At 50.4% G+C, this 18,984-nt stretch carries 15 protein-coding genes and 1 pseudogene; 8 read left to right on the top strand and 8 right to left on the bottom strand.

What is annotated here, in order from left to right:
* Nucleotides 1–102 precede the first annotated feature (102 nt).
* From H503_RS0109185 to H503_RS0109175, 3 genes are all read left to right on the top strand, one after another.
* Nucleotides 103–639: a nitroreductase gene (locus H503_RS0109185; protein WP_009016234.1), complete on the top strand. Its 537-nt coding sequence runs from the start codon at nucleotides 103–105 to the stop codon at nucleotides 637–639.
* Nucleotides 639–1,664, top strand: a complete 1,026-nt coding sequence (locus H503_RS0109180) for a threonine aldolase family protein (protein ID WP_009016235.1) — start codon at nucleotides 639–641, stop codon at nucleotides 1,662–1,664. Before H503_RS0109185 ends, H503_RS0109180 begins: the two co-directional genes overlap by 1 nt.
* 250 nt (nucleotides 1,665–1,914) lie before the next feature.
* Nucleotides 1,915–2,889: a LysR family transcriptional regulator gene (locus H503_RS0109175; protein WP_009016236.1), complete on the top strand. Its 975-nt coding sequence runs from the start codon at nucleotides 1,915–1,917 to the stop codon at nucleotides 2,887–2,889.
* Nucleotides 2,890–3,287: 398 nt separating this feature from the next.
* Here H503_RS0109175 and H503_RS0109170 read toward each other — a convergent pair whose 3' ends face one another.
* Genes H503_RS0109170 through H503_RS0109160 form a run of 3 tightly spaced genes read right to left on the bottom strand, consistent with a single transcriptional unit; the run spans nucleotide 3,288 to nucleotide 7,562 of the window.
* A complete protein-coding gene (locus H503_RS0109170) occupies nucleotides 3,288–4,547 on the bottom strand; it encodes an SLC13 family permease (protein WP_009016432.1) in 1,260 nt (419 codons plus the stop codon).
* An 11-nt stretch (nucleotides 4,548–4,558) separates the two neighbouring features.
* Nucleotides 4,559–5,599, bottom strand: coding sequence for a lactonase family protein (locus tag H503_RS0109165; RefSeq protein ID WP_014128228.1), 1,041 nt, complete (start codon nucleotides 5,597–5,599; stop codon nucleotides 4,559–4,561).
* A gap of 16 nt (nucleotides 5,600–5,615) precedes the next feature.
* Entirely contained in the window at nucleotides 5,616–7,562 is a 1,947-nt protein-coding gene (locus H503_RS0109160; RefSeq protein WP_009016434.1) for an aconitate hydratase, read from the bottom strand.
* A gap of 129 nt (nucleotides 7,563–7,691) precedes the next feature.
* Here H503_RS0109160 and H503_RS0109155 point away from each other — a divergent pair, with 129 nt between their 5' ends.
* A complete protein-coding gene (locus tag H503_RS0109155) occupies nucleotides 7,692–8,624 on the top strand; it encodes a LysR family transcriptional regulator (protein ID WP_016459693.1) in 933 nt (310 codons plus the stop codon).
* Between the two features lie 555 nt (nucleotides 8,625–9,179).
* On the opposite strand, the gene pepD (H503_RS0109145) is transcribed toward H503_RS0109155, so the two are convergent.
* The 3 genes from pepD (H503_RS0109145) to H503_RS0109135 form a co-directional block, all read right to left on the bottom strand.
* Nucleotides 9,180–10,658: a beta-Ala-His dipeptidase gene (pepD, locus tag H503_RS0109145; RefSeq protein ID WP_014128226.1), complete on the bottom strand. Its 1,479-nt coding sequence runs from the start codon at nucleotides 10,656–10,658 to the stop codon at nucleotides 9,180–9,182.
* A 14-nt stretch (nucleotides 10,659–10,672) separates the two neighbouring features.
* On the bottom strand, nucleotides 10,673–12,094 hold the full coding sequence (locus H503_RS0109140) for a YfcC family protein (protein WP_009016238.1): 1,422 nt from the start codon (nucleotides 12,092–12,094) through the stop codon (nucleotides 10,673–10,675).
* A 77-nt stretch (nucleotides 12,095–12,171) separates the two neighbouring features.
* Nucleotides 12,172–12,879: a helix-turn-helix domain-containing protein gene (locus H503_RS0109135; protein WP_009016239.1), complete on the bottom strand. Its 708-nt coding sequence runs from the start codon at nucleotides 12,877–12,879 to the stop codon at nucleotides 12,172–12,174.
* Nucleotides 12,880–13,021: 142 nt separating this feature from the next.
* Here H503_RS0109135 and H503_RS0109130 point away from each other — a divergent pair, with 142 nt between their 5' ends.
* Complete coding sequence (locus H503_RS0109130) at nucleotides 13,022–13,882, top strand: DMT family transporter (RefSeq protein WP_009016240.1); 861 nt, start codon at nucleotides 13,022–13,024, stop codon at nucleotides 13,880–13,882.
* 495 nt (nucleotides 13,883–14,377) lie between these two features.
* Here H503_RS0109130 and H503_RS12765 read toward each other — a convergent pair whose 3' ends face one another.
* Nucleotides 14,378–14,821, bottom strand: a complete 444-nt coding sequence (locus H503_RS12765; protein WP_248604860.1) for a hypothetical protein — start codon at nucleotides 14,819–14,821, stop codon at nucleotides 14,378–14,380.
* A complete protein-coding gene (locus H503_RS12760) occupies nucleotides 14,818–15,084 on the bottom strand; it encodes a TetR/AcrR family transcriptional regulator (RefSeq protein ID WP_248604859.1) in 267 nt (88 codons plus the stop codon). The genes H503_RS12765 and H503_RS12760 overlap by 4 nt, the downstream gene beginning before the upstream one ends.
* 338 nt (nucleotides 15,085–15,422) lie before the next feature.
* On the opposite strand from H503_RS12760, the gene pepD (H503_RS0109115) reads away from it, so the two are divergent.
* The 3 genes and pseudogenes from pepD (H503_RS0109115) to H503_RS12580 all read left to right on the top strand — a co-directional run.
* Nucleotides 15,423–16,904 (top strand): beta-Ala-His dipeptidase, encoded by a 1,482-nt coding sequence (gene pepD, locus H503_RS0109115; RefSeq protein WP_009016242.1) that lies wholly within the window; start codon nucleotides 15,423–15,425, stop codon nucleotides 16,902–16,904.
* Nucleotides 16,905–18,329: 1,425 nt separating this feature from the next.
* Nucleotides 18,330–18,665, top strand: a complete 336-nt coding sequence (locus tag H503_RS0109105) for a winged helix-turn-helix transcriptional regulator (protein WP_009016243.1) — start codon at nucleotides 18,330–18,332, stop codon at nucleotides 18,663–18,665.
* Between the two features lie 130 nt (nucleotides 18,666–18,795).
* Nucleotides 18,796–18,984 (top strand): annotated as a pseudogene (locus H503_RS12580) (ISL3 family transposase); the annotation flags it as partial.

The raw sequence follows: 18,984 nt of genomic DNA, 5'->3' as shown, positions 1-18,984 counted from the left end.
CCATCTTATTGTCGAAATGATTTTTTTGCGTTATAGTTATCCTATCATCTCATGGGAAGGATACAAGCGTTCCCATAAAATAGACAAAAGGAGCTGAATCCTATGAACGAAGTCTTGACTGCCCTCAAAACGCGGCGCAGCATTCGGAAATTCAGGTCTGACCCTGTCCCCCAGGCACTCCTTGATGAAATCATGGAAGCGGGCCTTTATGCGGCAAGCGGTATGGATCGTCAAAAAACGATCATCCTCTGCCTCACGGATCCTGACGTCATCGCCAGACTTTCCCGTGCCAATGCCCAGATTGCAGGCTATAAAGAAGGGACGGATCCTTTTTATGGGGCCCCGGCTGTCCTTGTGGTCCTTTCACCCAAAGAGGTCCCGACGGCCCTTTATGATGGGTCCCTTGTCTTAGGAAACCTCATGACCGCCGCCCACGCCTTGGGTCTTGGTTCCTGCTGGATTCACCGGGCCTATGAGGAATTTAAGCAGCCTGTGTGGCAGGAATTTCTCCGCCAGCTGGGCCTTAAAGGCGACTATATCGGCATCGGACACTGCGTCATTGGCTATCCGGACGAACATCCGGAAGCGTCCCCCCGCAGGAGCGGACGCATCTTTTATGTAGGAAAGGAAAAAAGATAATGGCTAGATTATTTTTCATGAACGACTATAACTGCGGCTGCGCGCCGGAAATCCTTGCCCGTCTCACAAAGGAAAATCTGACGCCCCACGTAGGCTACGGCAGCGATGAAATCACAAAGGAAGCGGCCCAAAAGATCCTTGATGCAGCCGGCGTTCCGGAAGGCGGCGTTTACTTTGCGGCCGGCGGCACGCAGGCAAACAGCATCGTCATCTCCCATTTCCTTAAGACCTACCAAGGCGTCATCTGCGCCCAAACAGGTCACATCAACTGCCACGAAGCAGGCGCCATTGAAGCGATGGGACACAAGGTCCTCACCCTGCCGGAAAAAGACAAGGTCTCCGCAGCAGCCCTTGAAACCTACCTCAAGGCCTTTTATGAAGATGAATCCTACACAGCCATGGTCCAGCCCGGCATGGTCTACATTTCCCATCCTACGGAATATGGCAGCCTCTATACGCTCAGTGAAGTGGAAGCCATCCGTGCCGTCTGCAACACCTATGGCCTTCCCCTTTATATCGACGGGGCCCGTCTGGGCTATGCCCTTGCCGCAAAGGAAAACGAACTGACCCTGCAGGACCTTGCGCGCCTTAGCGATGCGTTTTATATCGGCGGGACCAAGGTCGGTGCCCTTTTAGGGGAAGCCATCGTCTTTCCTAAAGGGATGGATAAGCTCTTTCCGACCCACGCCAAGCGTCAGGGTGCCATGCTCGCCAAGGGATTTGTGCCGGCCATCCAGTTTTCGGAGCTCTTTACGGACCATCTGTATGAACGGCTGGGCCGTCACGGCATCGACATGGCCATGGAACTGAAAAAGGGCCTGCTGGAAAAAGGCTACGCCCTCCACATCGACTCCTATACGAACCAGCAGTTTGTCATCCTTCCGGAAAAAGTGGTCCAAGCCCTCAGGGAAAACGTCGATTTTGAGGTCTGGGAACGCAAGGATGAGGACACCCTCGTCGTGCGCTTTGTAACCAGCTGGTCCACGAAAAAAGAGGATGTGGAAAAACTGCTTTCCCTCCTGTAAGTTTTTGTACCGTGTAAAAGCCAAAGAAAAAAGGCCCTCCGGTGAGGGGCACCGTAAGGCCAGAAAAATGAACGGGAGCTTACGCTCCGGAGTCCAGATCCTGAGGGGGACTCAGAATCATCATCGCATGCAGCCATTCAAGCTGTTACCCTGATGATAACACCTTGCTTACCCATTGTATAATACATCTCTATTATGATATGATAGGTGAAAGCTATTAACTCTTTCTTTTACAGAAAAGGACATGATTATGGACAGCCGTGATTTAACGTATGTACTGACCGTGCGGGACACGCAGAATTTTTCCAAAGCCGCACAGCGTCTTTTTATCAGCCAGCCTTCACTGAGCCAATACATCCGCCGTTTGGAACAGCGCTTGGGTGAGCCGATTTTCTTTCGGGATAAGGCCCAGGTCATGCTGACGCCCTTTGGAGAAGTGTACGCGCGGGAAGCGGAAAAACTGCTTGACTGCATCCATCAAATGGAAGAAACGCTGCACCTTGCCAAAGAACGGAACCGCTCCATGATCCGTGTCGGCATTTCCCAGTCCTATTCAAAATCCTTTGTGCCGGCCATCATCAAGATTGTCCATAAGTTGCGGCCTGATTCCGACGTGGCGTTTGTCGACGGGATTTCCACGCTCCTTGAAAAGGAAATCCTTGAAGGGCGCATTTCCTTCGGAATCTTTCCGGGACCGCCGGCGCGCAGTGATGTGGCTTTCGTTCCCCTCTGCCAGGATCCGCTCTACTTTGCCGTATCGCGGGACAACAAAAAAGCGGTCGAAATCCTAAAATCCGCTTGGAGCGGCAAATTCCTTGACTTAGCCGCTTTTCGGGACTTTCCTTTCGTCCTTCATACAAAAGGGGCCAAATTGAGGGACCTGACGTTCCACATCTGTCAAAGTTTTGGGTTCCTCCCCCGCCCCATCTGCGAATCAGAGACCCTGGATACGCTCTATTCCTTAGTGAATCACAATTATGGAGTGGCCATCCTTTCCCTGACACCCCTCACGAATCTGTCCGAAAAAGAAAACCGGGTTCTTTTCTTTCCGCTCCTGACACCGTCCGCAACGCGGACATTTGGCTTTTACTGCAGCAGGGATCAGGAAAACGATTCCTTTATCCAGAAAGTGGCGAAGGCCATGCGGATCAAGATTGAAGCAAACCATCAGCAAATGAAAGCCTTCATTGAACGGGACCGGGAACATGTCCTGGGACGCGGGTAACGCTCCAATCACATAACAATAAGAAGCCTGGAAACTGTCCCTGTCAGTTTCCAGGCTTCTTATTGTATGGGTGTTAGAGGTTGTTATTAGGATTTCAATCTGCAAACCCTTTGGTTTCCTGTGATTGAGGATCGCTACGTTTCAAATTCTACCACAGGGCAGGCATTTTGTATAATAGATAATTATGAACATGATATAGAGTAAAACTATAGCTCTTTTATTTATTTTTTACTCAGCCCAAAAGGAACGAAGGCATATTTCGGGCGTCTTAACGATGCAATTGTGGTGCGTATCTTCTTGCGGCAGGGCATGCCATCATTGGCATCAGAGCAATCTTTTAAAAGCCAATGATGACACGTACCTACATCAAGTCGGAGCGATCCTTGCTCCGACCAAAACTACAACGCCACCCGATACACACCAACAAGGGCCAACACAAAAACCAGCACCAACGCCGCAAGGCCCCAGAAGACGAGGGAAAGGAAGATTTTTTGTTCCTTTTCCTGATTGTCCTGTTCGTCAGCCATGAGCAGGGCCATGATCATGCCCCCTGTTGTAGAGACCGGCGAAAGGCCTGTAATGGTGCCGCCAATGACAACAAGGGATCCCAGTTCAATCGGGTTCAGGCCGCCCACGGTTTCCGCCACGCTCGAGACGGTGGGAAGCAGGGTCGGGAAGACAACGCCAAGGCCGGACGAAAAGAGGCTCATAATACCAGCCGTAGCTCCCATGATGGCGCTTCCTGTAAAGGGCGTCATGAGAGACGACAGGGCAAGGGTCAGCAGTTTGATTCCGCCGGTCTTGATGACGATGCTCATAAGGGTACTGACGCCGGAAACCATGATAAGAACGCCCCAGGGCACGCCTTTAAAGCTCTTACTTTCGCTAGCGCAATGGAACATAAGAAGGACCGCCGCCACGGCAAAGGAGACCAGACCGATATTGAACTTAAAAAGGACAACCAGGATGCTCATGACGACAAGGCCCGAAAGGGACAGGAGCTGCTTTTTGCTAAAGGATTCCTGCTCCCCATCTTCTGCTTCCTCCGGCACCGTGACGCGCCAGCCTTTATAGTATACAAAGCAGATCACCGCAAGAAGAAGGCCCGAAATCACCTGGTTCACAAAAACGGGACGGACAGCTTGGGCCACGTCGACGCCCGCTTTTGTAAGGAGCTCATAGGTGAGGATCCCTTCAGGCGTAAGGGTAGTCATGCGGCCTGAAAAGCAGCCGCAGCAGCCGATGATGGAAAGCATAAGGGGGTTATAGCCATGGGCTTTCGCAATGGGAATGGCAAAAGCCGGCATGATGGCAAGGACCGGGATGGATCCAGGGCCGCACATGGTAAGCCCCGCCCCCATGAGGTAGATCAGGATGGGAATAAGGAAATTGTTTCTTCCTGCCAGGGAGACGATTTTCTTTGCAAGCAGGGTAATCGTCCCGTTCACAGTAAGAACGCTGAAAAGAAAGGTGACGCCCATGAGCTTGATGAAAAGGTTCGGATTGAAGCCTTTCAGGATGGACGCATCGTTCATGCCCGCAAGGCGCCCCAGGATGAGGGCAAAAAGAAGGGATACGAGACCGACATTGGTCTTGCGGAAAAAACCGAGGATGATCGCCAAAAGAAGCAGTACAAGGGAAATGACACCTAGATCCATATGCCTTCACCTCACTTAAAGACGATGCTCGTCGGGCTTTCCGTATGAACCGTTTTGCCAGTATAGGTGAGACGGCCCGTTACGGGATCGATGGCAAAGAACTTCAGCGTGTCGCTGTCTTCGTTTGCCACAACAAGTTCTGTCGCGTCAGGACTGAAGGTCATAAAGCGCGGCGTCTTGCCTTCGCAGGAAATGAACTGGCGGCTGCGCAAAAAGCCGCTCGGTTCTTCGATGCCATAGACAGCGATGCTCTCATGGATCCGGTTAGAAGCGTAGACAAAGCGGCCACTTGGGTGAACGAGACTGGCGCTTGCCTGGCCCTGGCCCACATAGTCTTCGGGCAGGGTCGGCGTCACCTGATGGGGCGTAAGGACGCCCGTTGTATCGTCAAAGGTAAAGTAGCGCATGCTGTTGCCTTTTTCGTTCACCAAATAGGCCCGTTTATTGTCCGGCGTCAGGTCAATGTGGCGCGGCTCGTCATAGGTGCGGGCATCTTCGATATGAACGCGGGTCAGCTTGCCCGTTTCGTCGTTGACGCGCAGGACCCATACCCGTTCATAGCCAATCTTGCGTCCCTGCGTAGGAACAAGGAGGAACTTCCCCGTATGGTCAAGGAGGCATTCATGGGCATGGGACACGCCGTTTTCGTCAAGGCCTTCAAGATGCTCTACATAAACGGCAGCGCCCAGTTTCCCATCAGGCAGGATGGGCAGGCTTGCCACGGCTCCGCCTTGGAGGGTCGCCACAAAAAGGAACTTGTTGTTGAGGCTTGGCGTAATATAGACAGGGTTCCGGCCTTCGGCGCGGACCGTATTGAGGAAGGTCAGGCTGCCGTCATTTTCAACCTTGAAAGCACTCACATCGTTATCATCGCCATGCACCGTATAGAGAAAGGATGTTGTCCGGTCAAAAGCGAGAAAGGACGGATTTTCCAGGATCTTCGTAATGCTTTTGAGCGTCCAATCGCCCTTATCATTGATCTCGTAGCAGGAAATGCCTTTTCCCCGGGCATTGCGTTTTTTCGTCGTTCTGCAACCTACATAAGCAAACATGGTGTGTCCCCCTTTCCTACGCTTCAGCCAATCGTTTTTTCGTATAGCGCAGTTTCCCGCCGGCAAGAAGGATATCAGCTTCAAGGTCGCTCACTTCGAGTCTTGCCTTGAAGGTAAAGCCCTTCGTTTCGTCCGTCACGATAAATTCACGGTTTTTCAAGGATTCCCGCAGGTTTTCGATGGAAAGTTCGTCTTCCTGGTCAATCTTGTCATAGTCGGACGGATCGGCAAAGACAGCAGGAATGACACCATGATTGATGAGGTTGTTCTTATGGATGCGGGCAAAGCCCTTCGTAATGATCATCTTGACGCCAAGGTACATGGGCGTAATGGCCGCGTGTTCGCGGCTCGAGCCCTGTCCATAGTTGCTGCCGCCAATGATGAAGCTCTTTTTCATGGTCTGGGCCCGTTTGGCAAAGTCCGGATCATACCGGCAGTAGGCGTACTGGGCCATGGCGGGCATGTTGGAGCGCATGGAGGAAAACTCGGCACTTGCCGGCGTAATATCGTCGGTCGATACGTTGTCGCGGGCTTTCAGACTGACGCGGGCCGTGAGCGTATCTTCCGGGGGATCGGCCACGGGAAGCGGCTTGATGTTGGGGCCACGGACGATTGTCACGTCATTTCCTTCCGGCGCCGGCTGGAGGAACAGGCTGTCGTTTACAGGATACGCATCAGGCTCCTTGATGGAAGCAAGAACGGACACATCGTCCATGACTTCGTCAGCTGTCGCAAAGACCCCTTTGATGGCCGTCGCAGCCGCCGTTTCAGGGCTTACAAGATAAAGGGATGCGTCAGGTGTGGAACTGCGGCCTTTGAAGTTGCGGTTGGACGTACGAACAGAAACCCCCTTGGAATTGGGGGCGCAGCCAATGCCGCAGCAGGGACCGCAGGCAAGCTCCAAGACACGGGCGCCGGCATTCAGGAGGTCTCCGATCACGCCGTCTTCCATGAGTTTGAGGTAAATCTGGCGGGAGCTGATGCCGCAGACAAGGCTCACGCTTTCTGCCACCTGGTGTCCCTTAAGAACAGCCGCGGCTTTTTTGAAGTCGCTGTAAGAACCATTGGTGCAGCTGCCAATAAAGACCTGGTTGACGGGCACTTTCGGTGCCTCTTTAACGGGTACGACGTGATCGGGCAGATGCGGCAGGGCAATGAGCGGCTCCAAGGCCGACAGGTCAATATCGATTTCCTCATCATACGAGCAGCCTTCATCAGGCAGGATTTCTTCAAAGTCCCCTTCCCTTCCTTGGGCCCTCAGATAGTCACGGACCACGTCATCAGCTGGGAAAAGGGACGTCGTGGCATTCATTTCAGCGCCCATATTGGTGATGGTCATGCGTTCCGGTACGGAAAGGGTTTTTGCCCCGTCACCTACATATTCGAAGAGCTTTCCCGTGCCGCCCTTGACGGAAACGCGGCGCAGCATTTCAAGGACGATATCCTTTGCCGCTACTCCGGCACGCAGATGGCCCGTCAGGTTCACCTTGACAATTTGAGGCATCTTCAGGACATAAGGAAAGCCGGCAAGAGCGGTGGCAATATCCATCCCACCTACACCGATGGAAAGCATGCCCACGGCACCGCAGCTTGGCGTATGGCTGTCGCCGCCCAAAAGAAGCAGGCCCGGTTTGGCAAAACGGCTGCAGTGCAGGGTGTGGCAGATGCCATTGCCCGCTTTGGAAAGGACAAGGCCGTATTTTTTAGCAAGGGTCTGGAGATAAATATGGTCGTCCGGCGTCTTGTTATCGATCTGCAGCAGGTTATGGTCAATGTAGCTTACGGATAGTTTCGTCTTGACGCGGGGCACATCAAGGGCCTCAAAGGCCAGATAAGCCATGACGGCATTGATGTCATGGGTGAGGGTATGGTCAACGATCAGGCTGATTTCACTGCCTGGGATCATGTCACTGGGTGCAGCCAAATGGCGGCGGATCAATTTACGCGCTACATTTTCTTTCATCATGAAGCTCCCCTTTCTTAAGCAATCAATATCAAAGGATTCTGAAAATATCCTATCATAGTGCTTGCCTTTCGTATAATATTTGCTTATGATATATCTATAATATGATATTATAGAAGAGGTGACTTCATGGACAGCCGGGAACTGCAGTATGTCATTGTCATCAGTGAAAAGGGCAGCTTTTCCGAAGCAGCCAAATACCTTTCCGTCAGCCAGCCTGCCCTTAGCCAGTACGTACGGCGCGTCGAGGACCGCTTGGGCTGCGCCCTTTTTCTGCGCGGATCGCAGGGCCTGAAACTCACGCCAGCTGGCGTTACCTTCGTAACAAAAGGCCGTGCCGTCCTTTCTGCCATCAGCGACCTTGAAAAGGAGATGGTAGCTTACCGCTGGGGTAAAAAAGAAGGCATCACCGTCGGAGCCTCCCAGTTTTATGGTAAATACCTCCTTGTGCCCATGCTCGACGTCCTGCGCAGTACGGCCTCGGACCACCATGTGGAAATCATCGAAGGGTCCAGTGACCATCTTGAAGAAGAGATCCTCAAAGGGCACCTTGACATGGGCTTTTTCCCAGAACCCATTCATCATGAGGACATCAACTTCGTTCCAATCTATGAGGAAGAAGTCTATTTTGCCCATGCAGCGGAAAATAAGGACGCGGCTGCCCTCATCAAGCACGCATGGGACGGGAAGAGCCTCAACCTTGCCCCCTTTCGGGACCTTCCCTTTATCATGCTCCGCAAAGGCCTCAAGTTCCACGACCTGACGCAGCGCCTCTGCCGAGAATATGACTTTTTCCCCAAAGCCATCTATGAATCGGACAACCTTGATACTGTCTACTCCCTCGTAAACCATAACTACGGCGTCGCCTTCCTGCCCTCTACCCTGCTGCCTGTACTGACAAAAAAAGACAGCAACGTCCGCTTCTACCCCCTCGCCTCAAAAAACGCCCAGCGCCGCATCGGCATTGCCTACCTCGGGACAAGATTCAAGGAAAAGAAGATGCAGGCCCTGGCGAAGGAGATCAGAAACCGGTTACTTGGCGCGCAAATTTTGCCAAGTTGATGGCCCAGTGCCCTGTTACGATATGTTATGCAGGGGCTTAGGGCGGTGCGTAGGACGATTGGAAATTTGGCAAGTCAGAAAAAGAAAGCCAGATTCCCAATCGCTATAAGGGAGGTTCTATCAGTTTGATTGATATCGTGCAGGATGAAATAGTGGCCTTAAAAGCCGAAGGCCCCCTTAAATAGAACGAAGTCTAGGAACTGCTCGTAATAATGGATCAGGCTGCAGACTCGAAGAAATAGAAAAAAACATCAAAGCCCTTACGGCAAAAGTAGGTTTATAAAAAGAGTCACGGCAAAGATTGGTAAAAAGCCCGTTCCCTTCAAGTACGAAGCAAACTAAAGCCAACGTGTTGAGAGGTAGGTGCTGGGAGCAAGATACAGGAGCAAAAAATGGCAAAAGCACCCATTTTTCCGCCATTGATTTGAATGAAAAATGGTCCCTTTGCCACAACCAGCATCACGTCCTTTGGCCTAGGGCCCTTATTTGCATAATCCCCAAACCAAAAAGGAGCGATCATGCTGTTTCATGATTGCTCCTATCTCTATATTCTTTTTACTTTGCCAGTTCCTTGATGAGCTCCCGCAGGAAATGCTCCACCCGAAATGTTGAGGAAATACTTAGGCTCTCTTGAGGTGAATGCAGGTCAAAGGTATCAGGCCCCATGGAAACACAGTCAAGGTCTGGGCAAGCATCAACGAAAAAACCGCACTCCAAACCGCTGTGAACGGGGGTGACAAGAAGGGGTCCCTGCCCTAGGGTCTCATACGTTTTCATAATCTTCTCCTGCAGAGAAGATTTCTTTCGATAAGGCCAGGCTGGATACGGATTAAAAGGGCTACAGCTACCCTCAACAAGATGCATGAGCGCCTCAATCTTCCCATACATCGCTTCAGCCCCCTTAGTGGCTGAAGAACGCAGTTCAATAATCCCTGTGACACACTTTTTTGCTTCATCAAAAGTCAGTTCTCCTAGATTTGCGCTGGACCTGACACAGAAGTGATCCAAACCTTCCATTTCAAGGATTCCTTGAGGGGCAAGCAGAAGGAATGCTGTCGTGAGTTGACTGTCCCTTGCTGAAATGACGGATGTCCTGCCTATGGATGATGTGTTAATGTGCATCTTCATCTCCGGATTTATTATCTTATATTCGGCAAGAATATGGTTCTTGGCCGATTCAAGAGCCTCTACGACCGCGGTTTCCACTCCTCCATCCACAGCAATGACAGCCTTTGCTTCACGAGCAATGGCAAGGCGGAAGGTACCGCCCTTCAGCAGAGCAAGACGAAAAGGGGCCGTTTTTCCTGCCACATCCAACCATCTTCCCAATAAAGAAATGGCACTTCCCCTTCCGCGATGGATATCTTCCCCAGAATGGCCGCCCACCATACCGCCTATGGAAAGACAGATGAATCGATCCCGTTTCTGGACGGCTTCCAATTGAACATACTTTTGGCATAGGACCCCCATGCCTCCCGCGCTTCCAACGATAGCTTGTCCTTCCCGAGCATGATCAAGATTGAGAAGCTGGCGGCCATGGATCCTGGAAAAATCGACGGCAGCTGCGCCGCTGAACGTATCTTCTTCATCCGTTGTAAGAAGCAGTTCCAGCTCTGGATGGGAAGCCGGCGGATTTTCCATGATCGTAAGTCCTAAAGCTACGCCAATGCCATCATCTGCGCCCAGCGTTGTGCGGCCGCCTGTTCCGAGCAAATCACCACTCACTTCAAGGATAAGCGGATCTTTTTTAAAATCATGAACCACATGGGGCGCCTTTTCACAGACCATATCCATGTGGGCCTGCATAATGAGGCCTGGCTTATGACGGGCATCCGGTGAGGCTTTCCGCCGCAGGAGCAGGTTATTTCGTTCATCCTGCCAGACAGCCAGCCCTTTTGCTTTGGCCCAAGCCCATATGGCATCGCTGAGATTTTTTTCTTCATGGGAATTGTGGGGAATCCGACAGATGGCAAAGAAATGACTGAAGACTGCTTCCTGTTGGAGAGCGTCTAGCGTTACTTTGTTTTCGTTCATTGCCTCTTCCTCCTTTAAAATGGCCCATAGCCAATCTTTACGGCAATGGTCAGGAAGATAAAGGCAACGAGCCACCACAATCCAAAAAGCGGCAGGAGCCAGCGGAACCATTTTCCAAAGGAAATACGGGCCATGGCGCAGGCAGCGACAACTTCTCCACTGGTCGGAGCAAGGACATTTGTAAAGGCGTCACCCATTTGAAAGGCAAGGACAGCGGTCTGACGGGTCATGCCAATAAGATCAGCTAAAGGGGCCATAAGCGGCATCGTAATTGCGGCCTGGCCGCTTCCCGAAGGAACTAGGATGTTAAAGATGTCTTGGATCACAAACATCCCGCAGGCTGTAAGGACTGGCGACAGCCCACTTAACAGACCTGCCAGGAAATGGATGATTGTATCCATGATATGGGCTTCCTGCATGATGATTGTCGCAGCATTGCACATGCCTATGACAATATTGGCAAAAAGGAGGTTCCCACATCCCTTGAGAAAGGCATCGGCAATTTCACCAGCTGTAAGCCCGCCAATGATTCCGCTGACGATTCCACAGAAAAGAAAGAGCCCAGCCATTTCGTTGATATAAAAGTCAAACTTCAAGACGCCCACAATGACGGCAGCAATGGTAAGGACAAACATCAAAAGAACTGATTTATGACGGGCTGTCATAAGGGGAACTTCTTCAGCTTCCAAAGTACTGTTGTACTTCAGGTCTTCCTCATGGACCGATGACAGTTCGGGATGTTTTTTAATACGGTGAGCATACCAAGTCACGTATCCAATCGATACCAAAATCAGAGCTGCAAACAGGGCAAGACGCAGCTGCAGTCCAGAAAATAAAGGAAGCCCCGCAATACCTTGGGCAACGCCCACCGTAAAGGGATTGGTCACAGCACCGGCATATCCGGAAGCCGCTGCACAAAAGACAAGGCCAATCCCTGTCAGGGAGTCAAATCCCATGGCAACCGTAATGCCAATGACGAGAGGAATGAAGGCAAGAAATTCTTCAAAATTTCCGGCAAAACAGGACCCCATCCCAAAAAGGACCATGCAGACAGGAATCATCAAAATCTCACGGCCCTTCATCTTACGGACAATATTGGCCAATCCAGCTCCAATGGCGCCTGTTGCTTCCATAATGGCAAAGGTGCCTCCAATAATGAAAAGGAAGGAGATGATTTCCGCTGCATTTTGCAGCCCTAAGGTCAGGGATTGAAGGAGAAAGAAAAAAGAAATGGGCTTTTGCTGCACATAAGAAAAAGAAGCAGGATCAACGATTTCCTTATCAATCACGGGATCAAGGATCCGGGCATATTCCCCAGCCGGAACAATATAAGAAGCGAGAAAACAAAGAAATACAATCAGGGCAAGCAGGACCATTGGATTCAACGCATGAAGGGAGCGTTCTTTTTGCTCTTCATTGATGGCTTGACTCATCATAAAACACCTCTTTTTTTGACAGGATTGTTTTTCCGCCAGCATTTCATTCTGGGGCATTCAGGGTAAAAGGGATTGACCTAACGGGAGACAGATGACTTTACTGAAATCTTTTCAAGGACAAAGAGAAAGACGTTTTGAAAGGCTTCTTCCAGGGGACGAGGATCTTCTTTTTTAAGAAGGCTTGCCTGATGCAGATAACGCTCATGAAGCGCAATGATGGTCTCTAGCGTAAGGGCTGCATCTTCCCTTCGGATGGTGCCCTCTGCCACGAGTTCGTCCATCATGACCTCGTCACGTTCAAAAAGGGTTCCCCTCTGCAGCATTTCCCGCAGGGCCAAATCGGGTATTTTTTGAAGTTCCTCAGGATAAAGGACCTTGTAGTAGGTGCTGATGACTTGTCCCAAATCAACATGATGGTTTCCGAAGAACATATGATAGAACACACGGGGCCAGACAAATGCAACTTCATTGAAGCAGGCGTAGATGGTTTGATATTTTTGGAGAGCGGTCATGGAATGCTTGATCCGGCAGGCCAAAAGACGGACATAATCACTGAGGAACCCAACGGAGCCATAAATGATCAGCTCATCAAGGTCGCGAAAATAGTGATAGAGAGTAGCCGCATTGTAGCCAGCTCTTTGGGCAATCTCTCGAATCGTCAGGTGATCATAGCCATCTTCCTGCAGGATATGCTTGGTCGCCTCAATAAAAAATATCATTGTTCGTTTCTGCCGGATTGTCATCTCTTCCCCGAGGGATGAAATGAGTTGTTTTTGATCATTCATAGAGACTCCTTTCTTTTAAATTCAGAATTGACAATGTTACCTGATTCTTCGTATAATACAGATAATTCTAATATCTATCTTGATTATAATTCAATCATGATTGAAAATCTATTGAAAATTATCCATTAAAGGTGGTGAAACCATGAAATTTTCAAATGAGCTTAAGGGAACCCTCTTTGTCCTTTTGGCAGCTGTTTGTTGGAGCATCAACTCTCCCATCGTTAAATACCTGACCCTTAACCCTTTTCTCATCTGCGGGTTACGTTCCCTCATTGCAGGAATCGCTCTCCTTCCCTTTTTGCGGATCAGGGAAATCAAGAAAAACCGTTACCTGCCGCTGTACTTCATTTCATATACCGCACTTTGCCTTGCCGTGATTATTTCTTTATCACTCACGAGCCCTGCCATTGCCATTGGCATGCAGTATACGGCCTCCCTGTGGATCTTCATCGGCACCGTCGCGATGACTCGTAAGATTCCTTGGCGGCAGTTTCTGCCGGTCCTCATCATCACCGCCGGTGTCGCCATCTTCATGATAAGCGGAGGATCTGGAGATTCCAATTCGACAGGAAACGTCATTGCCTTATCAGAAGGCATCTTTTTTGCACTCATGACGCTTTCCTCAAAAAAGGTAACGGACACCAATGCCTTGGGCGCCGTTTGTCTGGCAAATCTCACAACGGTAGGTGTCGTATTTCTTTTATTTGAGCCAGCACGCCTCGGGTTTACTGCCATAACCCCGCTTGACTGGATTTTGATGCTCATCATGGGCGTCATTCAAGTAGCGGGCGGTTATGGCCTATTTGCCATGGGCATCCAAACCATTTCCGCACAAAAGGCATCCCTGCTTGCACTTCTTGAAATGATCCTGGCGCCACTTTGGGTTGCGCTCTTTATTGGGACGATTCCGCCCATGATGGTACAGATTGGTTTACTTGTTGTTCTCGCTGGCCTTCTTTTAGAAACCTTGGGCAAAGGTCAGCATGCTAAAATCAAGGAATAATCCCACGAAAAGCATTTTAACCCAAGGTCGCGATTGCCTGTAAAAACCATCCGAATATTTTCCGTATTCGCATCCTTCCTTCATCCCTTGAATCCTGCCTTCTATCGCGATAGGATACGAACATCCTTTCTATCTGATCCGTATCCGTTTTGGGCGGCTGGTCCTTCGGTGTCCATCTTCTCCGGGGCCTTGTCGGCATCTGGGTCGCCACGGCCCTTGATGAATGCAGCCACGGTCTCGTTTTCTTCGGGCGCTGGCATCAGGGTACGTGGCGCCGGGCACTCATCTGATAAAGGGCGCCGTGAAATCATCGATTCAAACAAATAGGCCCATCCGGTTTTCTTGAACCGGATGGGCCTATTTACGCTGATTGATTGACTGGAGGCAGCCTTGCCTTCATCGGCCGTGCACTGAAAGGCTCATCATCCACTGTATTTCAGATTGATTTTTTCCCTCAAAAAAGTACTGCAAGAACCATCTTGCAGTACAGCCAGGTCAGTCATGCTCCTTTTGATAATTGGAAATAATAACGGACCCATCAAGGATAGTCTTTACCAGGTTCACGAAATACGCGGCCTTTTGTTCCACATCAAAATCCTTCCCCCGCTTGATGGCTTCGTGAAGGAATGTATGATAGAGAGAATTTAAGAGCACGGGTGTAATTTCTTCAACTTCTTCCGTATAGTTTTCTTCCCGCAGCAGATTGGTAAAAAGCAGACGGTACTTATTCACGAGGATTCCCTCGCGCATCACCTGGGCAAAACCGGCATCAATGCCATTGAGTTCTTCGGGATAGAGCTGGTTAAAATAGACCCGCATAATACGTCCCAGCTCTTCACTGTGGGGACCATAGAACATATTATAGAAGGCCTTTGGCTTTCTAAAGCTCACACTGGCAAGGCTGCGGAAAAAATAAATATAGCGGTCCTTCCACGTCATGTCGTCCGTACGTCCTTCCAGGACCTTTTGGAAAACATCGCGAAAAAGCTCACGGAACCAAAGAGCATCAGCTCATCCAAGTCTTGGAAGTAGTTGTAGATTGTCGCACTGTTGTAACCAGCCTTTGCGGCAATCTTACGGATGGAAAGCCCTTCTTCTCCGACCGAATCCATGAGACTTTTCGTAGCTTCGATAAAGATTCTCATGTTCTGGCGCTGCAAGGGGTTCAGATGAGCCTCCCCATAATCTTTTTCAGTATCCATATTAATCATGCAACTCCTTAACTTAAGATTCCCTATCATCCGCTAGGCCTCCCCACCATAACTCCCAATACGACCTGAAGCAGATGTATTTCAATGCATGTTGCTATTATACTACAAATCATGTATGTGTTAAGCCAAATTGGAGAAATCTAATCATGTTTATCATTGCTTGAATAATGGTTGTTACCCAGTGGACACTACCGGAGCAAAACTGTCTAATGATTCGCAAAAAATAAGGTTAGCTCTTTACAAATCACGATTATGGAGAAGTCCTTGTGACAACCTCAAAGGGATATGCTACAATGAGAACAATGATACCAAAGAGGAGGGTCTTTGCCATGGCAGTACCAAGAACACTTGAAGAATTGAACCAGCATCCTGTTTTTTCCTATTTTCTTTGGCTTTGTGAAATTCCCCATGCTACCTTTAAGGAAAAAGCCCTGAGCAACGCAATCTACACGTGGGCCAAACGACACGAGAAATGGATGAGCTGGCAGGATACCCATCATAATCTATATATTCGGAAACCAGCCACACCGGGCTATGAAGCAAAACCGGCCCTGCTCTTTCAAGCCCATCTGGACATGGTCTGCGTGGCCGCACCGGGCGTTATCCATAACTTCGATAAAGATCCGCTCACCCTTGCCCTTGAGGGGGACCGCCTCACAACGGGCGGCCGGACGACCTTGGGTGCTGATGACGGCATTGGCGTGGCCCTTGCCATGGCTCTCCTAGACGATGAAACCCAGGCCCATCCGGAAATCGAAGTTCTTTTCACGACAGCAGAAGAAGAGGATTTCAGCGGGGCCGCGGCAGCAGATATTGATTGGTTCCATGCCCACCAACTCATCAATATCGATAATGCCCGGGAAAACCATGCCACTACGGGAAGCGCCGGCGGCTACGGGATCCACTACGAAAGGCCCGTCATACCGGAAAAGCCTGGTAAGGACCTGACCTATTTCAAGATTGGAGTTGGCGGCATGATGGGCGGCCACTCTGGGGAAGATATCCACCGCGGACGGGGAAGCGCTATTCGCCTCCTTTCCCGGATGCTTTTTGCAGCCCGCCGAGCCATTCCTATCCAGCTTGCAGGCTTGACTGGCGGGGTCTTCCGTCTGGCCATTGCCCGCGAAGCAAGTGCCGTCATCGGGGTTCCGGCCCATGTTACGGATGGGTTCCTGGCCCTTATGGAAACCATGGAAAAGGCCCTTACGGCAGAATATAAGGGCGCCAATCCTCGGCTCTTTTTCACCAAGACCCCAGTCGCTGCGGATGAAATCGAAGCGGTCCTTTCCGTCAAGGAGACCAAGGCCCTCATCCAGTTCCTGATTCTCATGCCCCAAGGGGTCATGGAAATGAACGGGGAGGTTCCTGGTGTCGTACAGACCTCCATCAATACGGGGAAAGCAGATCTGGACCTCAAGAAAGGTCTTTTTACAACAGAATCGGAAGTCCGCTCCTCCTTTGATTCCCAGCGCGACGTTGTCAAATACCGGTTCGATACCTTGATTGAACTTCTTGGCGGTAAACTTGCCGTCTACGCCGTCTATCCCGGCTGGCCCAATCACCCGGATTCCAAGATCAAGGACCTTGTAACAAAGACGTACGCAGAAGTCTTTCATAGGGAACTTGCCGCAACGCCTGTCCATGTCGGTCTTGAATGCGGCTTCTTCCTTCAAAAGCGCCCGGATCTTGACTGCATCTCCATCGGTCCTGACGCCGGCAACCTCCATTCGCCGGAAGAGTGGCTCAGCATTCCCTCCACTATGCGCATGTTTGAGTTTATTAAGGAGATTGTGAGAAAGGTGATTGAGTAAACAGCTGACGTAAGGGAGCTGTGAAGCTGTGATGCTATGAAGGCTGTCAAGCTGTCTATTCGTCCTCACGGACGAATGCTGTCTCGAGCCTTCGGCTCTGGCTGTCAGGCTATAAAGAATAAACCAAACAGCGCCAAACCGAACGCGTATCAAAGGTTCGGTTTGGCGCTGTTTCTTTAGGAATGATGCTTCGCATCGAGTACTAAGGCAAAAGACTCAACATAAAAAGAGAACCGCAAACCGAATCAAGACACGAATTCGGTTTACGGCTTTTTTTGGGGATGGCAATATTTTTGATTTGATTTATCCTAACGATTTTTCGCAGCACGAAAGCAGGAAACGGTTTCTTCTTGTTAGCACTATCTGGTTTTATCTTTTGCCTTAGAGACGGCGAATGTCGTTCCGCCTTACCAAGGCGGGGCGGATCGATTTCGGAGAAATCGAGCTCAGAGGCAAAAGACCCGACAGTGTGCCTCTCCTCGCAGATTGCTCGTTTCGACTTTTAAGGACAAAACTATTTTCTGCTGCCAAGGATTTTGTACTTTTGGTGTACAGTCTTTTGCCTTCGTGTTTCGCCTTAGAGACGGCGAAAGCCGTTCCGCCCCACCAGGGCGGGGGTATCCACCAAGCAGGCTTGGTGGGTGGTGGATGAGGAGGGCGGTTTGTGCCCGACGTCTCCCTACGAGCGGTAGCGAGGAACATTTTTCGATGGTTCAAGGCTGTCCGTAAGCGCAGTTTTCTGCGCTAGGCAGACCGCAGAACCGTGTTATCGAAAAATCAATTCGGCGCCCTCCCAAAGGGCGGTTTGGCGCCGCGCGTTAAGGGGGGTTCCCTCGGGCCTTTTAGGCCTACATAGGTACCTGTAACGCCGGACCCCAACCGCCCCCTGCGGGGGAACGGGTCCGAACTTAATCCGCCCTCAAACATGTTTCTCGGACTTCCGCTTCGCTCCAAAAGCGTCCTTCGAAACTCCGGGCGGATATGCCTCGCTAGCCGCTCGCAAGGAAACGTCTGCTTCGCGTCCTCATCCACCACCGAAAGGGCACGCTTGCCTCATTGGAATGAGGCAACATGCGGCTTTCGGTCCCCCGCCCTGGTGGGGCGGATCGATTTCGGAGAAATCGAGCTCAGAGGCAAAAGACCCGACAGGGTGCCTCTCCTCGCAGATTGCTCGTTTCGGCTTTTAAGGACAAAACTATTTTTTGCTGCCAAGGATTTTGTACTTTTGGTGTACAGTCTTTTGCCTTCGTGTTTCGCCTTAGAGACGGCGAATGCCGTTCCGCATAATAAAGAGGGCTTTTTTCCAACAAGTACGCACCTTTTTATAACCTAGGTCACCTTTTGGTGACTGTCTTGTACTCTCTTGCGTCTCCGCTTGTAATGAAAAAGTAAGCATCAATAAAGCATAAGGAAGGAGCCCTTGCCATGCGGACCAAAGAAGAATTGCCAGCCTGCCCCGTTGCAACGACCGTATCCCTCATTGGCAGTAAATGGAAACTGCTCATCCTCCGCAACCTACGAATCCGTTCCTGGCGATTCAACGAGCTCAAACAAGACCTTGACGGAATCAGCCAGAAAGTCCTGACCGATTCCCTCCGCAGCCTGGAAAAAGACGGCATCATCACCCGCACGGTCTATCCCGAGATCCCGCCCCGTGTAGAATATGCCCTAAGTCCCATTGGGAAGTCCATGGAGCCGATTATTCTAGCCATGGAAACATGGGGTAAGAAATACCAAGCCCTGCTTTCAGAGGAAAAATAAAAGGTTCTATAATAAATGTTGGGGTGAGGAAATATTCTTTCCTCACCCCATTTTTGCATAAAAAAGTGGACATAGACGGCATCCACTCTTACAATTAAATCGCCAAACCTAAATGAAAGGAAGATGGCCTATGTCCACATTTGATTATATAGCAAATTCCTTGAATGTCAAAGGTAACGTAATAAAAAAATGCATCCACAGTGAGCAACAAATTGAATTTATTATGGAACTGAATCGAGCTGTTGTCCAATGCCCTAATTGTCATGCGAAGACCGATAGAATCAAGGATTACCGTTGGCAAAGGATTGCTATCGGATCC

Origin of the sequence: Acidaminococcus intestini DSM 21505, from assembly GCF_000425045.1 — a bacterium.
Lineage (GTDB): Bacteria > Bacillota > Negativicutes > Acidaminococcales > Acidaminococcaceae > Acidaminococcus > Acidaminococcus intestini.
This window is presented reverse-complemented; position numbering and strand designations above follow the sequence as displayed.

Excerpts from the sequence above, each read along its gene's own strand:
- H503_RS0109170 (WP_009016432.1), bottom strand. The coding sequence starts at position 4,547 with ATGGATCTAGGTGTCATTTCCCTTGTACTGCTTCTTTTGGCGATCATC.
- H503_RS0109185 (WP_009016234.1), top strand. The coding sequence starts at position 103 with ATGAACGAAGTCTTGACTGCCCTCAAAACGCGGCGCAGCATTCGGAAA.
- H503_RS12765 (WP_248604860.1), bottom strand. The coding sequence starts at position 14,821 with ATGACGTGGAAGGACCGCTATATTTATTTTTTCCGCAGCCTTGCCAGT.
- H503_RS0109175 (WP_009016236.1), top strand. The coding sequence starts at position 1,915 with ATGGACAGCCGTGATTTAACGTATGTACTGACCGTGCGGGACACGCAG.
- H503_RS0109140 (WP_009016238.1), bottom strand. The coding sequence starts at position 12,094 with ATGATGAGTCAAGCCATCAATGAAGAGCAAAAAGAACGCTCCCTTCAT.
- H503_RS0109160 (WP_009016434.1), bottom strand. The coding sequence starts at position 7,562 with ATGAAAGAAAATGTAGCGCGTAAATTGATCCGCCGCCATTTGGCTGCA.
- H503_RS12760 (WP_248604859.1), bottom strand. The coding sequence starts at position 15,084 with ATGGATACTGAAAAAGATTATGGGGAGGCTCATCTGAACCCCTTGCAG.
- H503_RS0109155 (WP_016459693.1), top strand. The coding sequence starts at position 7,692 with ATGGACAGCCGGGAACTGCAGTATGTCATTGTCATCAGTGAAAAGGGC.
- H503_RS0109180 (WP_009016235.1), top strand. The coding sequence starts at position 639 with ATGGCTAGATTATTTTTCATGAACGACTATAACTGCGGCTGCGCGCCG.
- H503_RS0109165 (WP_014128228.1), bottom strand. The coding sequence starts at position 5,599 with ATGTTTGCTTATGTAGGTTGCAGAACGACGAAAAAACGCAATGCCCGG.
- H503_RS0109105 (WP_009016243.1), top strand. The coding sequence starts at position 18,330 with ATGCGGACCAAAGAAGAATTGCCAGCCTGCCCCGTTGCAACGACCGTA.
- H503_RS0109135 (WP_009016239.1), bottom strand. The coding sequence starts at position 12,879 with ATGAATGATCAAAAACAACTCATTTCATCCCTCGGGGAAGAGATGACA.
- pepD (WP_014128226.1), bottom strand. The coding sequence starts at position 10,658 with ATGAACGAAAACAAAGTAACGCTAGACGCTCTCCAACAGGAAGCAGTC.
- pepD (WP_009016242.1), top strand. The coding sequence starts at position 15,423 with ATGGCAGTACCAAGAACACTTGAAGAATTGAACCAGCATCCTGTTTTT.
- H503_RS0109130 (WP_009016240.1), top strand. The coding sequence starts at position 13,022 with ATGAAATTTTCAAATGAGCTTAAGGGAACCCTCTTTGTCCTTTTGGCA.